Here is a 14,637-nt window from a genome sequence, read left to right on the forward strand (position 1 = left end):
CGTAAGGTTATCGACCCGCAAGGGCGATCTTGGGCAGGGTCGGGGTTGGCCGAATCGTATATGTCAAGGGCGCGATCCGGCCCGGGGCACCTTCCGTAACGCCGCGGCAGGTTCACTCGCCGTTCACCCCGGCGCCCGGCTACCGCACATATGTACTCCTACGGTCACGCTGACACCACGGGTACCCAAGGAGTGAAAACGTGCGAAAGCTGCTGCCGTTGATCGGAACGCCGTCCGGTTCCCACCCCGGCGGACGGTCCGCCATGACCTGCCGTTTCCGGTGTGGTGACGCCTGCTTCCACGAGGTGCCCAACACCACGTCCAACGAGTACGTCGGTGACGTCATCGCCGGTGCCCTCAGCCGCCGTTCCATGATGCGCGCCGCCGCCGTCGTGACCGTGGCGGCCGCCGGCGCCGGGGCGGCCGGCGTCGTCGCCGCGCCCGAGGCGCAGGCCGCGCCCGCCGTGAAAGGCCACGCGAACGGCCACGGGCACGGGCACGGCAAACCCAAGGGTGCCCGCGGTCTGCGGTTCGCCCCCGTCGCCCCGAACACCGACGACGCCGTGACCGTGCCCGAGGGCTACCGGCAGAACGTCGTCATCCGCTGGGGCGAGCCCATCCTGCGCGGCGCGCCCGCCTTCGACGGCGACAGGCAGAGCGCCACGGCACAGGCCGGACAGTTCGGCTACAACTGCGACTTCCTCTCCCTGCTCCCCCTCAAGGGCGAGCACGGCCGCCAACTCCTCGTCGCCAATCACGAGTACACCGACGAGATCCTCATGTTCCGGGACTACGACCCCGAGAACCCCACCCGTGAGCAGGTGGAGATCGCCTGGGCCGCGCACGGCCTCGCCGTCGTCGCCGTGGAGGAGGAGCGCCGCACCGGCGAGCTGACCGCCGTCGGCCGGCACCAGCTCAACCGGCGGCTCACCGCCACCTCCGAGTTCCGCCTCACCGGCCCCGTCGCCGGGTCCGACCTGGTGAAGACCTCCGCCGACCCGCGCGGCAGCAAGGTCCTCGGCACCCTCAACAACTGCTCCGGCGGCACCACCCCGTGGGGCACCACGCTGCACGGCGAGGAGAACTTCAACCAGTACTTCGCCAACGGCAGCAGCGCCACCGACAAGCGGTACGGCATCGGCACCGGCGCCACCGAGCGCAAGTGGGAGCGGTTCGACAAGCGGTTCGACCTCGCCCAGGAGCCCAACGAGGTGCACCGCTTCGGCTACGTCGTCGAACTCGACCCGTACGACCCCGACTCCACCCCGCGCAAGCACACCGCGCTCGGCCGCTTCAAGCACGAGGCCGCGACCGTACGCATGACGCACGACGGGCGCCCGGTCGTCTACACCGGCGACGACGAGCGGTTCGACTACTTCTACAAGTTCGTCGGCAGCAAGAGGATGCGGCACGGCAACAGCCGCTCCGCCCGCGAGCACAACCTCACCCTGCTCGACGAGGGCACCCTGTACGTCGCCAAGCTCACCGGCGACTCCCCCGCCATCGAGATCGACGGCACCGGCAAGCTGCCGAAGGACGGCGAGTTCGACGGCAGCGGCCAGTGGATCCCGCTGGCCACCGCCACCGCCCACGGCGCCGTCTCGCACGTCGACGGCATGACCGCCGACGAGGTCTTCGTCTTCACCCGCCTCGCCGGCGACAAGGTGGGCGCCACGAAGATGGACCGCCCCGAGGACATCGAGCCCAACCCGGTCACCGGCAAGGTGTACGTCGCCCTCACCAACAACAGCAACCGCGGTGTCGGCTCCAACGCCAAGGCGGACGAGGCCAACCCGCGCAACGCCAACAAGCACGGCCACATCCTCGAACTGACCGAGCGCCGGAACCGGCCGGAGAGCACCCGCTTCGCCTGGTCGCTGTTCCTGGTCGCGGGCGACCCCGAGGACCCGGCGACGTACTTCGCCGGCTTCCCGAAGGACTCCGTCAGCCCCATCTCCTGCCCGGACAACGTCGCCTTCGACGACCACGGCAACCTGTGGATCTCCACCGACGGCAGCGCCCTCGGCTCCCACGACGGCCTCTTCGGCGTCGCCACGCGCGGTGACCGGCGCGGCGAGCTGAAGCAGTTCCTCACCGTGCCCAACGGCGCGGAGACCTGCGGCCCGGTCATCCAGGACCGGCGCGTGCTGGTCGCCGTACAGCACCCGGGCGAGGTGGACGGGGCGACCGTGGACCAGCCGGCCAGCGCCTGGCCCGACGGGCCCGGCACGTACGTCCGCCCGGCGGTCGTCGCGGTGTGGCGCGCGGACGGGCAGGACATCGGCGTCTGAGGCGGCAGAGGAGGTGGCTGGGTCAGGGGCCCGGGACCAGGTCCTGATCCAGCCACTCCCGGTACGCCGGTGCCTGCCGCGCCACCTCCCGGTAGGCGTCGGCCAGGTCGGGATAGACGCCCTCCAGCTCCGTCTCCGTACGCGCCGCCAGCAGCAGCCGTACGCCGAGCGGGTCGCCGTACAGCCGGCGGACCGCCGTCTCGGGGCGGGAGGGCGACGTCGGCTGGCACACCGTGACGACCTCGCCGATCGCGACCAGCGACGCGGCCGTGTGGTAGTCGCCGTGCAGCACGCGCGGGTTGATTCCGGCCGTGCGCAGGACCCGTCGTACGGCGTCCCACTCGCCGTCGACCGCCGGGTCGATCATCCAGCGGTCCTCGGCCAGGTCCGACAGCCGGACGACCGGATGCGCGGCGGCCGGATGGTCGGCCGGGAGCGACACGAACTGCGGTTCGCGCTCGACGAGAACCCGGGTGCGCAGGCTTTCGGGGACGCGCAGCGGTGAGCCCTCGACCTCGTGCACGAACGCCACGTCGAGCTGGCCGTCGGCGACCATGCGCAGCAGCGCGTTGGCGGAGACGTCCATGTGCAGGGTGGGTTCCTGCCAGTGCCGGCGCAGCCGCCGCAGCCAGCCGGCCAGGGCGCGACTGGCGGTCGAGCCGATGCGCAGCTGACGGTCTCCCACTGCGGCGGCGCGGGCCTCGGTGACCAGCGAGCGCAGCTCCGTGACGAGGGGGCGGGCGCGGCTGAGCACCAGCCGGCCCAGCGGGGTGGGACGGCAGCCGGTACGGGCGCGTACGAACAGGGCGCCGCCCAGCTCCTGTTCGATGCGCCGCAACTGCGTGCTCAACGAGGGCTGGGCCACGCCGAGCTGACGTGCGGCACGGTGCAGACTGCCGGTGTCGGCGATCGCGCACAGCGCCCTGAGGTGCCTGACCTCGAGCTCCATGCCCTGGGAGCGTAAGCCGGAAGTTCAGCTTTCACCAGACACACAAACCCCGTCCGTTCGGCCCGAGTCGGGCGCTCACGGGCTGCCGTCGGGCCGGTGGCCGGTGTCGGGCGATAGGGCCGTCCTATCACCGGTTGCCATCATCACAGCGGGCGCACAGACGCACACACTCCTCGGTGACATGTGACTCACCCCCCACCTCGAGGAGTCATCGATGCGTAAGCGCATGCCCATGTCCGTGCTCACGGCCGCCGGTCTGAGCCTCACGGCTCTCGGGTTCGGTGTCGCCCCGGCGACCGCGGCGACCGCCCCGCTCGACGCCGGATCGGCGGCCTCGTCCGTCCCGTCCGCCTCGTACGCCGCCTACGACGGGCCGTCGGAGGAAGCCGCCGCCAACCGGGCCTTCTTCGAGGCCGTGCTGAAGTCGGCGGCCGAGAAGCGGGCCGCGAACCCCACGAGCGCGGCCGCCGTCACCGTCGTCTACAACGCCTCCCGGGCGCCGTCGTTCGCCTCGCAGATATCCCGCAGCGCGCAGATCTGGAACAGCTCGGTCTCCAACGTGAGACTCCAGGCCGGCACGTCGGGTGCGGACTTCACGTACTACGAGGGGAACGACTCCCGCGGTTCGTACGCGTCCACGGACGGGCACGGGCGGGGGTACATCTTCCTCGACTACCGGCAGAACCAGCAGTACGACTCGACACGGGTGACCGCGCACGAGACGGGACATGTGCTGGGGCTGCCGGATCACTACTCCGGGCCGTGCAGTGAGCTGATGTCGGGGGGTGGGCCGGGGACGTCGTGCACCAACGCATACCCGAACTCCGCGGAGCGGTCCCGGGTGAACCAGCTGTGGGCGAACGGGTTCGCCGCGGCGCTGGACAAGGCGGAGAAGGCGTTGCAGAAGTCCGCACGTTAACCGGGGCTCGGGCTCGGTGGCCGTTTGTCGCCGGTGACCCTGTGCTGTGGTGTGGCGGGGGTGGGTCGCGCGGCCCGGCGTTTGCGGGTGCCTCCCCCAGAGGGGGCACCCCCAGCGCCCACCCGTGCCGCCATAGCGGCACGATTGCCCGCAGTTGCGCGGGAGGTTGCCCGCTGTGGCGTTAGCGGGCGGGGTGCAGGGTCAGGTCCGCCAGGACGGCCCGGTGGTCGGTGTTGCCGAGGGTCAGGAAACGGGTTTCCGTTGCTTTGAAGGCCTTCGACACCAGGATGTGGTCTATCTGGGTGCCGAAGGCCGGGGTGGTGCGGGTGGGCCAGGTCGGGGTCCGGTCGGCGCCGGTCAGGCGGGACGCGTCGCGTAGGCCCGTGTCCAGGATGCGGCGGAAGGCCGCGTGGTCCTGGGAGGCGTTGAAGTCCCCGGCGAACACCGTCGGGGTGTCCCGGTCCGCGGCGGCGGCGTCGCGCAGCCGGCCGAGTTCCCGCTGCCACAGGCCCACCTGGTCCGGCAGCGGCGGCATCGGGTGCGCGAGCTGGAGCCGTACGGGATGCCCGTCGACGTCGGCCACGGCGCCGGGCATGCCCATCGTGCCCGGGACCCCGTCGGTGGCCCGCAGCGGGAAGCGGCTGAGGATGACCGACCCCTCGCTGCCGCCGCCCTCCACCGCCCGGCGGTGCGGGTAGGCGTCGGTCAGCTCCCGCTTCAGCGCCGCGTCACACGTGTACTCGCACTCCTGGACGAACACGAGGTCCGGCTTCTCATGGCGTACCGCGTCGATCAGCGCGTCGGTGGCCCGGCCGAACTCCACGTTGGACGTCAGGACACGCAGCTCGGCGACGGGCGGCCCCGTGGGGTCGCCCGTCTTCCCGTACGGCTCGATGAACCAGGCCAGCAGGCCGAGCAGCGCCACGCCCCACACGGCGCCGGTCCACCAGCGGGCCAGCACGGTGAAGAGCAGTCCGGCGGCGGTGGGTACGAGCAGCCAGGGCAGGAAGGCGAGGAGCTGCGGCACCGGAGTGATGCCGTCGGTGTCGGCGGTACGGCAGCCGACGACGACGCTCACCCCCGCGAACAGCAGCGCCGCCGACCAGGTACGAAACCGCCGTCGTCCCGTCCGCCCGGTCTCGTAGCCGGTGGTCGGCGGGTCGGCTGTCGCAGTGTCCAAGGTTTCCGGCCTTCCGCTCGCGGGTGCGATGACCGAATCCTCCCTCACGGACGGGTGAGGGTGGCGGGTGGCTGCCGGGAAGGGGCGGCGGACGCGGTCGTGGCGGGCGGGGGTTCGCGGCGGCCGGTGAGCCAGGAGGCCAGGGCGACGGTCAGGCCCAGGGCGAGGAGGAGCCAGGACGCCGTGCGGAGGGTGGCGGTCAGGGCGTCGTAGATTGCGGCGGCGGCCGGGCGGTGGACGCGGTCGGGGAGGTCGGCCAGGGTGAGCCGGCGGCCGACCGCGACCGCCACGGCGAGCAGGGCTCCGCCGAGGGCCGTGCCCAGGCCGGTCGCGGTGAGGGCACGGCGGCGGCGGGCGGCCACGGCGGTCCCGGTGACGGCGAGGACGACGGCCGCGAGCGGCAGCCAGAACGCGGCGGCGTCCAGCATGTGGAACCCCCTGCGGAGTCCGGCCACCTCGGCCTCCGGCACCACCGCGACCTCGGTGTGCTCCACGGGGATGCGGTGGGCGTAGGGCATGTGGTCGGCGGTGAGCTGCGCCCTCACCTGGGCGGTGACGGGGGCGAGATCGATGGTGACCGGGCCGGGGGTGTCGGTGTGGAGGGCGTGCAGGAGTGCGTCGTGGACGGCCTCGTTCGTGGCGGTCCAGGCTGTGCGGAAGGCGGGGGTGTGGGTGAAGGAGCGGACCGCGTCCTTGATGAAGGGGGTGAGGGGGGTGTCGGTGGCGGCGGCCGGCTGGGGGGACAGGGTCTGTACGACCTCGTCCTGTACGGCGTCGGCGACCGCTTCGCGGATGGCGGGGTTGGTGGCGAGGGGGGCCATCGTGTCCACGTAGCGGGGGGTGTCGGTGAGGGTGTGGGTCGCCCAGGTGGTGAGGGTGGCGCAGGGGGTGAGGAGGCAGGCGAGGGCCAGGAGGGTTGCGGAGAGGGCGTCGCGGGGGCCGGTGTTGTGGGGGGACACGTTTCCAGGCAAGACCGTGGGTAGTGGGTGCGCGAGCGCTGGGCGGGCGTACGGGTGCACGGGTGGTGCGAATGGGGTGCTGCGGGTGGGGGTGGGCCGGGGGGTGTTCGCGCGGCCCGGCGCTTGCGGGGTGCCGTCGCGCCCACCCGTGCCGCCCTGCGGCACGCCTGCCCGCGGATCGGCGGGGGTGGGGCGTCAGGTTCGTTCGTGGGTGTAGTAGCGGTAGAACATGATCAGGGTTACTCCCGCCGCCACCGCCAGGGCCAGGGCTGTGGAGCGGAGGACGCTGCCGCCGGCCTGGCTGAAGAGGAAGCCGACCGCCGCGCCCGCGAAGGCTCCCCAGGTCACCGCGTGGGCTTCGCGGGGGAGCCTCGGGGCCAGCGCGAGCAGGGCCATGAGGACCACGGCGAAGACCAGCGCGGTCAGGAAGCCGAACAGGAGGTTCCAGCCGGTGATGGGCCCGGCGTCGCGCCGGTTGCCCGCCGCCCAGTAGCCGTACACGAGCCCGAGCAGGACGGGGACCGCGATCTTCGCCGCCGTATGGGCCCGTGCGCTGAAGACGTCGGTCGTGCCGGACCGTTCGATCGCCGCCCGGGACCGGGGTGCCGCGTGCGCCATGGGAGCACTTCCTCTCTCCTCGCCCCCGCCTACTAAGAGCACACCTCCCCCGCCCGGTCGGCAAGTGGGGACCGGATGCGGGCCGCACGGCCGCGTGTTTCGCTGGGGCCGTGAGTCAGGGCAGCGGAGGACACGGCCTGCACGACCGGTATCCCCTGGCCGGCCGGGGGAACGTCGTGCAACGCCACGAGATGCTGCGCCTGCGAGGGCGCAGCATCACCTGGCTGCCGCCGTTGGTGCTGCTCACGGCGATCGCGATCGCCGACTACAACACCACCGGCGAGTTCCGGATCATCTCCTGGATCGTGCTGGTGCCGGGCATCGCCGCCGCGATCTGCGGGATCTGGGGCACGGCCGTGTTCGCCGTGCTCGCCATGTCCGTGTACACCGTCGTGGACAGCGCCTGGCCGCACCAGTTCCAGGCGGGCCTGCCGGACTTCATCCTGGTCGCCACCGGTGGCATCCTCGCCACGCTGGCCTGCGTGGTGCGGGTGCGCGCCGAGCGCCGCGCGCTGCACATGCGGGACGTGACCGACACCGTACGGCGCACGGTGCTGCGCCCCCTGCCGCGGCGCTGGGGCGGTCTGGAGCACGCCGGGGTGTATCTCACCGCGGACGCCCAGGCCCGCGTCGGCGGCGACTTCTACGACATCCAGCCGGGCCCCTACGGCACCCGGGTTTTCGTCGGTGACGTGCAGGGCAAGGGGCTGGGGGCGGTGGAGACGGCGGCGGTGCTGCTCGGGACGTTCCGCGAGGCCGGGTATCACGAGGCCGAGCTGATGAAGGTCGCCGACCGGCTGGAGGAGCGGATGCTGCGGCACCGCGAGTACACGACGGCGCTGGGCCGGGGCGACGGCGACCGGTTCGCCACCGCCGTACTGCTCGGGTTCCCGGTGGACCGTACCGACGTCGTGGACGCGGTCGTGTTCGGGCACGAGGCCCCGCTGGCCGTCGGCCCCCGCGGTGTGCGGTCGCTGCCCGCCGGCGGGGGGCTGCCGATCGGCTGCCGGGACCTGGCCCCGGACCCGCCGCCGCTGTGCCGGGTACCGGTCGCCGCCGACGAGACGCTGCTGGTGGTCACCGACGGGGTGACCGAGGCCCGGGACGGTCACGGTGACTTCTACCGGCTCGCCGACGCCCTGAACCGGGCGGTGGCGGCGGACCCGCGGGTCGTGGCACCGGGCAGGCTGGTCGTCGCCGTGCGGGACGGGACGCTGCGGCACAGCCGGGGGCATCTGGTCGACGACACCACCGCCTTCGCCGTACGGCGCACTCGCGGGCCGTGGGGCGAAGGCCCCGAAGAGGGACGTTCACGCCACTGACACCCCTCCGCGCGGGCGCAGCGGTTACCGTGCATCCGTAGGTGATCGACAGGGGGAGGCGACCATGCCCGGAACCGTGCTGCTGGTGGCGGCCGCGCCGCTGGGCCGCGGGCGGCTGGTGGACGCGGCCTCCGTGCTCCCGGTCCTCGCGGCGGTGCCGCCCGCCGTGCTGTCCGGAACGGACACCGCGAACGTGGTCGAACTCGCCGACCCGCTGGAGCCGCAGGCCGTGCTGACCCGGCTGCGGGCCGCCGCCGCGGCGCCGGGACCGCTGACCGTGTACGTCACCGGGCAGCTCCAGCTCGACCGCAGACAGCGCCTGCCGCATCTGGCGCTGGCCCGGACGACGGCGTCGACGGTGCGGTACACGGCGCTGCCCTGGCAGTGGTTCCGGGAGGAGCTGCGGCTGCGGCCGGCGGGCGCCACGACGCTCTTCCTCGATCTGCACGCCGACGCGGAGACCTGGCAGTGGCTGTGCGCGCCGCGCCCGCCGGGCCCCTCCCCGCTGGACTGCGGCCGGGACAACACCGTCTACGGCCGGGTCGCACCGCCGCCGTCCCGGCGCGGGGTCGCGGCACCGGCGTACATGAAGGCGGTCGCGACGATCCTGCGCAGCGGCCGCCGTCCCCCGGACGAGGAACTGCACCAGCAGGCGCTGACCCGGATCGCGCCGGAGAGCGCGGGCACCGATCTGTGGCTGGCGCAGCGCGGGCCGCTGCCGGGTGATCCGCACGCGGCCGTCACCGCCGCCGTACGGTCCGGGCGGCACGGCGACGCCGACACGCTCGCCGCCCGGCTGGAGCAGGCGGCCGGGCTGGCGCACGGGCCCGCCTCCGAGGAGGCGCTGCACTGGACGGAGGTCCGGGCGGACCTGGCGATGCTGGCCGGGGACGCGGCCCGCAGCTGCCGTTCCTGGCTGGCGGTGGCCACCACTCGGCTGACCGCGGGGCAGCCGGCGGACGCGCCCGCCGTCGAATCGGCCGTGGACCGCGCGCACCACCAGTGGGGCCGGATCGGCGACCCCGTACGGGCCCGTGAACTGGGCGCCGTGCTCGCCGAGTTGCGCGGCCGGGTGCCGGGGCGGCGCGAGGGCGCCCTCGATCATGTGCGCGAACAACTGCGCCAGTTGCAGACGCAGGGTTAGATGTCCCCCGAGGTGGTCTAACGGAGTGCCGCTTCCACCGGTGCCGTGGTCTGCCGGTCCGGCGCGGGGGCGTCGGCCTCGGCGGGGGCCGCGTTGGCGGCAAGGATTAGCGCCGCGACCGCGGCGACGGCCGCGGCCAGGCCGCGGGCGTAACGCTCGGTGGTGCGTGTGGGTTCCAGCACGGCGACCTCGCAACAGCGATGGGTTAAGCACGTTTAATCCGCGGTTTAACCTAGGGGCTGTCGGTCACGAACGGCAAGGGGCACAGGGGGAGTTGGCGTGGGGGAGCGGGACGAGCCGGGGACCATCGGGCGGCGGGTGCAGCAGTTGCGGGTGGAGCGCGGGCTGACCCAGAGACAGCTGGCCGAGCCGGTGTACACGCCCGCGTACATATCCACCCTGGAGGCGGGCCGGGTGCGCCCCTCCGACGACGCCCTACGGCATCTCGCGGACCGTCTCGGAGTCGCGTTCGACGAACTGGCCACCGGAGGTTCCGCCCGGCTGGTGACCGAGCTGCATCTGCGGCTGACCGAGGCGCAGCGCACCCTCGCCGTCGGTGAGACGGAGGCCGCGGTCGGGCAGTACGCCGGGCTGCTCGCCGAGGCGGAGGCGCAGGGGCTGGCCGAGGAGCAGGCGGCCGCGCTGCTCGGGCTCGGGGAGTGCGCGCTGGAGACCGGCGAACTCGTCGAGGGCCGCGAGTACTTCGAGCGGGCCGAGGCCCGGCTCGCGGAGGCGCCGCTGCCCGCGCGGGTGCCGGCGCTGCGCGGACGGGCGGTCGCGCACTACCTCGCGGGTGAACTGCGTTACGCGGTCTACCTCCTCGAGTCCACCATCGACGAGCTGAACCGGGGCGGTCTGCACGACCCGGACGCGCTGCTGCTGCTGTACGCCAGCGCGATCGGCCCGTACATGGACATGGGCGCGCACGCGCGTGCCGCGCAGGCGGCGGAGTTCGCGCTGGCGCTCGCCCCGCAGTCCGGCGACCCCGCGCTGGTGGCGCGGATGCACCGGTCGGTGGCCCGCACCCTGCTCGCCGAGGGACGCCTCGCCGAGGCGGACGCCTCGCTGGCCAAGGCGGCGGAGCTGTACCGGGGGCTGCAGCTCCGTACCGAGCTGGCCAACTGCCACTGGATGCGCGGCTATGTGTACGCGCAGAACGGTGAACTGGAGCGCGCCGAGACGGAGATGCGCGAGGCGCTGCGGATGCTGGCGGCCAAGCGGGCGTCCCTCTACAGCAGTCAGGTGACCGTCGAACTCGCCGACGTACTGCACCGGCGCGGCAGTTCCGAGGAGGCGGCGGCCCTGCTGGAGGACGTCCTCGGCGGGCTCTCGCCCGAGCGGGGCGCGGTGCACGCGGCGGCCGCGCACCGGCTGCTCGGCATCATCGCCGAGGACGCCCGCGAGGCCGAGCGTGCCGAGGAGCACTACGTACGCGCGATGAGCCTGCTGGAACGCGCGGGCGCCGCCGGTGACCTGGCCGACCTGTGCCGCCTCCTCGGCGACCTGCTGCGCCGCACCGGCCGCGTGGAGGCCGCCCTGGACGCCTACCGCACCGGGCTGGGCCACCGCACGGCCCCGGGTACGACCACCCTGGGCCCGGCGCCGGCACAGCCACCGGTCTGACCGGTACGACGCGACGGGGGACTTTCCGTCAGGGCCGGGGGTCCCGGCGTACAGCGTCGGACCGACCGTGACCGCGACGGGCGTGACGGGCGTGACGGCGGCCGTGACCGCGACGGCGGCGGCGGGCGCGTACCCGGCGCGCAGGACGATCGCCGCGCCGGCCGGCCTCGTGCCGTGCGGCCCGGTGTCCCGGGTTTCGATGCGCGCCGGTGTGGGAAACCGGGGCACTCATCGGCCGGCGACAGGCGAGGGAGGCGGTGGCCGTGCGGCCCAGGGACGACCCTGGGGGCGAGCCGGGCCGGGGGGCCGGCGGCCGGGCGGACGCGCGGGTGATCGGCGCGGTCCTCGCCGGGCTGCGGGGCGCGGAGCCGGCCGCCGTACCGGCACGGCTGTGCGCGGTGGCCGTCGAACTGCTGCCGGTCGGCGGCGCGAGCGTGTCGCTGCGCGGCGACGGCATGCCCGTCCAGCTCGGCGCCTCCGGTCCGGGCGCCGCGCGACTCGCCCAGCTCCAGGCCACCCTGGGCGACGGGCCCTGCCGTCATGTCCTGGAGACCGGGGAACCGGTCCTCGCGCGTGACCTCGCCGCCGCCGACTGCGCCGGCCGCTGGCCCGTCTTCGCCCAGCAGGCGCTCGGCGCGGGCGTGCGCGCGGTGTACGCGCTTCCCCTCGGCAGTGGTGCCGTCTGCGTCGGCACCCTCGACCTGTACCGCGGTATCCCCGGCGGGCTCACCGACGGCCAGCTGCGGGTCGCCCGGCTCGTCGCCGGGGTCATGACGGTGGCGCTGATGGACCTGCCGTACGACCTCCGGGACGGTGACGAACCCTGGCTCGGCGGACTCGCCGCCGACCACGACCGCGTCCACCAGGCCGTCGGCATGATCATGGCCCAGCTGAACGTCGGCGCCGACGAGGCCCTGGCCCGCCTCCGCGCCGACGCCTTCGCCCACGACCGCACGGCCCTGGAGGTGGCCCTGGACGTGATCATCCACGGCCGCCGCTTCGACGCCCCCTGATGTGCGGGGCCGCCCGCTCCATCGGACCGTTCCGGACATCCGCCGCGTCCTGGGCGCGCCTGCCCGTGGCTCAGCCCCGCGCCCCGCTCGGGCGCCCGCCGTTCACGCCTGTGTCCGCCCCACCGGCTGCCCTCCGCGCGGGCCCCCGGGTTCCGTCACCGCCACCGCTCAGACCTGTACCCGTCCCTGGCGTCCGATCTCACGCAGACGGTCCGCGCCGAGTTGGGTCATCGCCTGGGTGACCTCCGGGAGGACCGCGCCGAGGCCGCCGTTGGTGAGGGTGATCGTCTCCTCGCCGACGCGGATCGCCGCGAGGTTGACGGTGAGGCGGGTCGGTACGCCGTCGGACGCCTTGCCGGTCATCGTCAGCCGCAGTCCCGCGCGTGCGTCGCCCGCCTCCGGGAGCGTCAGCTCCGTGACCTCGACGACCTGGGCGCCGCCCCGGGTGGGCGTCGCCTCGAACCGTCCGCACTTCTCCGGCAGCGTCATCAGCCAGGCCAGCGCCCGGTCCGCGTCGGCGGGCGGGTGCGCGGCGACCTGGTAGCGCAGCTGGGAGTCGTTGTAGGCGTCGTCGAGGGCGGCCGTGGCGGTCGGTCCGGCCGGTGGGCCGAACAGTTCCTCCGTGTACAGGGTGTCGAGCAGCCGGCGGCAGTCGGTGTCGTCCGTCTTCGACTTGAGCATGCCGTCCCGCCAGGTGGCCGCGCCCCGGCTCGCCATCCACGGCTCACCCAGGTCCGTCTCCGTGACCAGCGCGGCCCGCAGCTGTTCCTCGTTCAGCGCGGACGGGCCGGGCGAGGGCTGCTGTGCGGCGGGCGAGGCGGCCGACGGGGCCGTGGGGGTGGGGGCGGCCGGGGGTTCGGGCACCGCCGCGGGCAGCGCGCGCGGCACGTCCCGGTCGCCCGCCACGCACCCCGCCGTGGTCAGCAGGGCCGTCACCGACAGCGCGGAGGCGAGGAGGGTGCGGGCGGCGGCCGGGGCATGCGTCATCGGGGTGCCTCCAGGGGGAACCGGGCCGTCCACGAGCGGGACGTGCTTCCACGGCACCACCCCGCCGCCCGCCCCACCAGCGTGGCGAGCCGTCCGGGTGAGCCGCCCGCGCCGAAAACGCCTCGCGCCCTCCCCCGGCCGCTGCTACCGTCCCCGGCATGCAGCGTGCCCACTCGTTCCGTACGACGACGCCGGACCAGGTCCCGGCGCGCTGACATCCGACCAGTGACGAAGCCCCGGGGCGAGTGCCCCGGGGCTTCGTCGCGCGTGGTGCTCGCCTCACGACACGAGGAGCCCACCGTGCACGACCACCGACGCCTCGGCCGTGAACTCGGCCTGTTCGACACCGACCCCCTGATGGGCGCGGGCCTGCCGTACTGGCTGCCCGACGGCGCCGTCGTACGGCACGCCCTGGAGGAGTACGTCCGCGACGCCGAGCGCGCGGCCGGCTACCGGCACGTCCACTCGCCCGTGCTCGGCAAGCGCGAGCTGTACGAGATCTCCGGGCACTGGGACCACTACAGCGAGGACATGTTCCCGCCCATGGACCTGGGGGGTGAACAGGTCCTGCTGCGGCCCAGCCTCTGCCCCCACCACGCCCTCATCTACCGCTCGCGCTCCCACTCCTACCGCGAACTGCCGTACCGCATGGCCGAGCTGGGCGGCATGTACCGCTCCGAGCCGTCCGGGGTGCTGGGCGGACTCACCCGGGTACGGGCCATCCAGCTGAACGACGCGCACATCTTCTGCACCCTGGAGCAGGCCGTCGAGGAGGCCCGCGCCGCCCTCGGTCTGATCTCCCGCGCCTACGCCGACCTCGGCATCCGCGCCGCCCGCCATCGGCTGTCCCTGCCGGGCGCCGGCGGCAAGTACGTCGCCGACCCGGCCCTGTGGGAACGCGCGACCGCCCTGCTGCGCGAGGTGCTCGACTCCTCCGGGCTGGACTACGAGGAGGCCGAGGGCGAGGCCGCCTTCTACGGGCCCAAGATCGACGTACAGATCGCGGACCCGGCCGGCCGCGAGTCCACCCTGTCCACCGTGCAGATCGACTTCCACCAGCCCGAACGCTTCGACCTGCGCTACATCGGACCCGACGGCGCCCGGCACCGCCCGGTCATGGTGCACCGCAGCGTCATCGGCAGCGTGGAACGGGCGGTCGCCCACCTCCTGGAGGAGCACGGTGGCGCCTTCCCCGTCTGGCTGGCGCCGGTGCAACTGGCGGTGCTGCCGGTGGGCGAGGCGCAGGAGGAGCGCGCGTACGACGTCGTACGCGGGGCCGGTGAGCTGGGGCTGCGGGCCGAGGTGACCGCAGCGGGCGAGGGCAGCCTGGGTGCGCGGATCCGCCGGGCGCGGCTGGTGCCGTACCAGGCGGTCGTCGGGGCCCGGGAGGCGGAGGCCGGACTGCTCGCCGTACGGCTCAGGGACGGGACCCGCCCCGGCGCGCTGCCGGCGGAGGAGCTGCTGCGCCGCATCGCGGACCGTGCGGCCCGACGGGGCACCGCGCTGTGGGAGCCGGCGTAGGACACGGCCACACATCCGAGCGCGGGACGAACAGGGCGAAAGTGTCGTCCGGCACATCTGCGCGGAATGTCTGCACACCACCGGCGTGTTCGTTTTTAGGGTGGTGTGCAC

General features: G+C 73.9%; 13 protein-coding genes. 7 read left to right on the plus strand and 6 right to left on the minus strand.

The features are described from left to right. The first annotated feature begins 200 nt into the window (after positions 1 to 200). Positions 201 to 2,291, plus strand: a complete 2,091-nt coding sequence (locus ACGFR9_RS20515) for a PhoX family protein (protein ID WP_393210508.1) — start codon at positions 201 to 203, stop codon at positions 2,289 to 2,291. 22 nt (positions 2,292 to 2,313) lie between these two features. On the opposite strand, the gene ACGFR9_RS20520 is transcribed toward ACGFR9_RS20515, so the two are convergent. Beyond that, positions 2,314 to 3,240, minus strand: a complete 927-nt coding sequence (locus ACGFR9_RS20520) for a LysR family transcriptional regulator (RefSeq protein WP_393210510.1) — start codon at positions 3,238 to 3,240, stop codon at positions 2,314 to 2,316. A 214-nt stretch (positions 3,241 to 3,454) separates the two neighbouring features. On the opposite strand from ACGFR9_RS20520, the gene snpA reads away from it, so the two are divergent. Beyond that, positions 3,455 to 4,159 carry a snapalysin gene (snpA, locus tag ACGFR9_RS20525; RefSeq protein ID WP_393210513.1) on the plus strand — a complete coding sequence of 235 codons (705 nt, stop codon included), beginning with the start codon at positions 3,455 to 3,457 and terminating at the stop codon, positions 4,157 to 4,159. A 181-nt stretch (positions 4,160 to 4,340) separates the two neighbouring features. Here snpA and ACGFR9_RS20530 read toward each other — a convergent pair whose 3' ends face one another. From ACGFR9_RS20530 to ACGFR9_RS20540, 3 genes are all read right to left on the minus strand, one after another. Further along, positions 4,341 to 5,339: an endonuclease/exonuclease/phosphatase family protein gene (locus ACGFR9_RS20530; protein WP_393210516.1), complete on the minus strand. Its 999-nt coding sequence runs from the start codon at positions 5,337 to 5,339 to the stop codon at positions 4,341 to 4,343. A gap of 44 nt (positions 5,340 to 5,383) precedes the next feature. Next, a complete protein-coding gene (locus ACGFR9_RS20535; RefSeq protein WP_393210519.1) occupies positions 5,384 to 6,298 on the minus strand; it encodes a hypothetical protein in 915 nt (304 codons plus the stop codon). Positions 6,299 to 6,493: 195 nt separating this feature from the next. Beyond that, a complete protein-coding gene (locus ACGFR9_RS20540; protein ID WP_393210522.1) occupies positions 6,494 to 6,916 on the minus strand; it encodes a hypothetical protein in 423 nt (140 codons plus the stop codon). Positions 6,917 to 7,026: 110 nt separating this feature from the next. Between ACGFR9_RS20540 and ACGFR9_RS20545 the strand changes: the two genes are divergently transcribed. Together ACGFR9_RS20545 and ACGFR9_RS20550 are read left to right on the plus strand one after the other, a co-directional pair. After that, complete coding sequence (locus ACGFR9_RS20545) at positions 7,027 to 8,238, plus strand: PP2C family protein-serine/threonine phosphatase (protein ID WP_393210525.1); 1,212 nt, start codon at positions 7,027 to 7,029, stop codon at positions 8,236 to 8,238. Positions 8,239 to 8,302: 64 nt separating this feature from the next. After that, positions 8,303 to 9,382 (plus strand): hypothetical protein, encoded by a 1,080-nt coding sequence (locus ACGFR9_RS20550; protein ID WP_393210528.1) that lies wholly within the window; start codon positions 8,303 to 8,305, stop codon positions 9,380 to 9,382. A 17-nt stretch (positions 9,383 to 9,399) separates the two neighbouring features. Here ACGFR9_RS20550 and ACGFR9_RS20555 read toward each other — a convergent pair whose 3' ends face one another. Next, a complete protein-coding gene (locus tag ACGFR9_RS20555) occupies positions 9,400 to 9,564 on the minus strand; it encodes a hypothetical protein (protein WP_393210531.1) in 165 nt (54 codons plus the stop codon). Positions 9,565 to 9,661: 97 nt separating this feature from the next. Here ACGFR9_RS20555 and ACGFR9_RS20560 point away from each other — a divergent pair, with 97 nt between their 5' ends. Then, on the plus strand, positions 9,662 to 11,005 hold the full coding sequence (locus ACGFR9_RS20560; RefSeq protein ID WP_393210534.1) for a tetratricopeptide repeat protein: 1,344 nt from the start codon (positions 9,662 to 9,664) through the stop codon (positions 11,003 to 11,005). Positions 11,006 to 11,262: 257 nt separating this feature from the next. Then, complete coding sequence (locus tag ACGFR9_RS20565; protein WP_393210537.1) at positions 11,263 to 12,018, plus strand: GAF and ANTAR domain-containing protein; 756 nt, start codon at positions 11,263 to 11,265, stop codon at positions 12,016 to 12,018. A gap of 168 nt (positions 12,019 to 12,186) precedes the next feature. On the opposite strand, the gene ACGFR9_RS20570 is transcribed toward ACGFR9_RS20565, so the two are convergent. Beyond that, the gene (locus ACGFR9_RS20570) at positions 12,187 to 13,005 is read right to left on the minus strand and encodes a hypothetical protein (protein ID WP_393210540.1); all 819 of its coding nucleotides are present in this window, start codon (positions 13,003 to 13,005) and stop codon (positions 12,187 to 12,189) included. Between the two features lie 270 nt (positions 13,006 to 13,275). Between ACGFR9_RS20570 and thrS the strand changes: the two genes are divergently transcribed. After that, complete coding sequence (gene thrS / locus ACGFR9_RS20575; protein WP_393211239.1) at positions 13,276 to 14,526, plus strand: threonine--tRNA ligase; 1,251 nt, start codon at positions 13,276 to 13,278, stop codon at positions 14,524 to 14,526. The last annotated feature ends 111 nt before the right edge of the window (positions 14,527 to 14,637 follow it).

It is taken from the genome of Streptomyces sp. NPDC048584, assembly GCF_043199595.1.
Lineage (GTDB): Bacteria > Actinomycetota > Actinomycetes > Streptomycetales > Streptomycetaceae > Streptomyces > Streptomyces edwardsiae.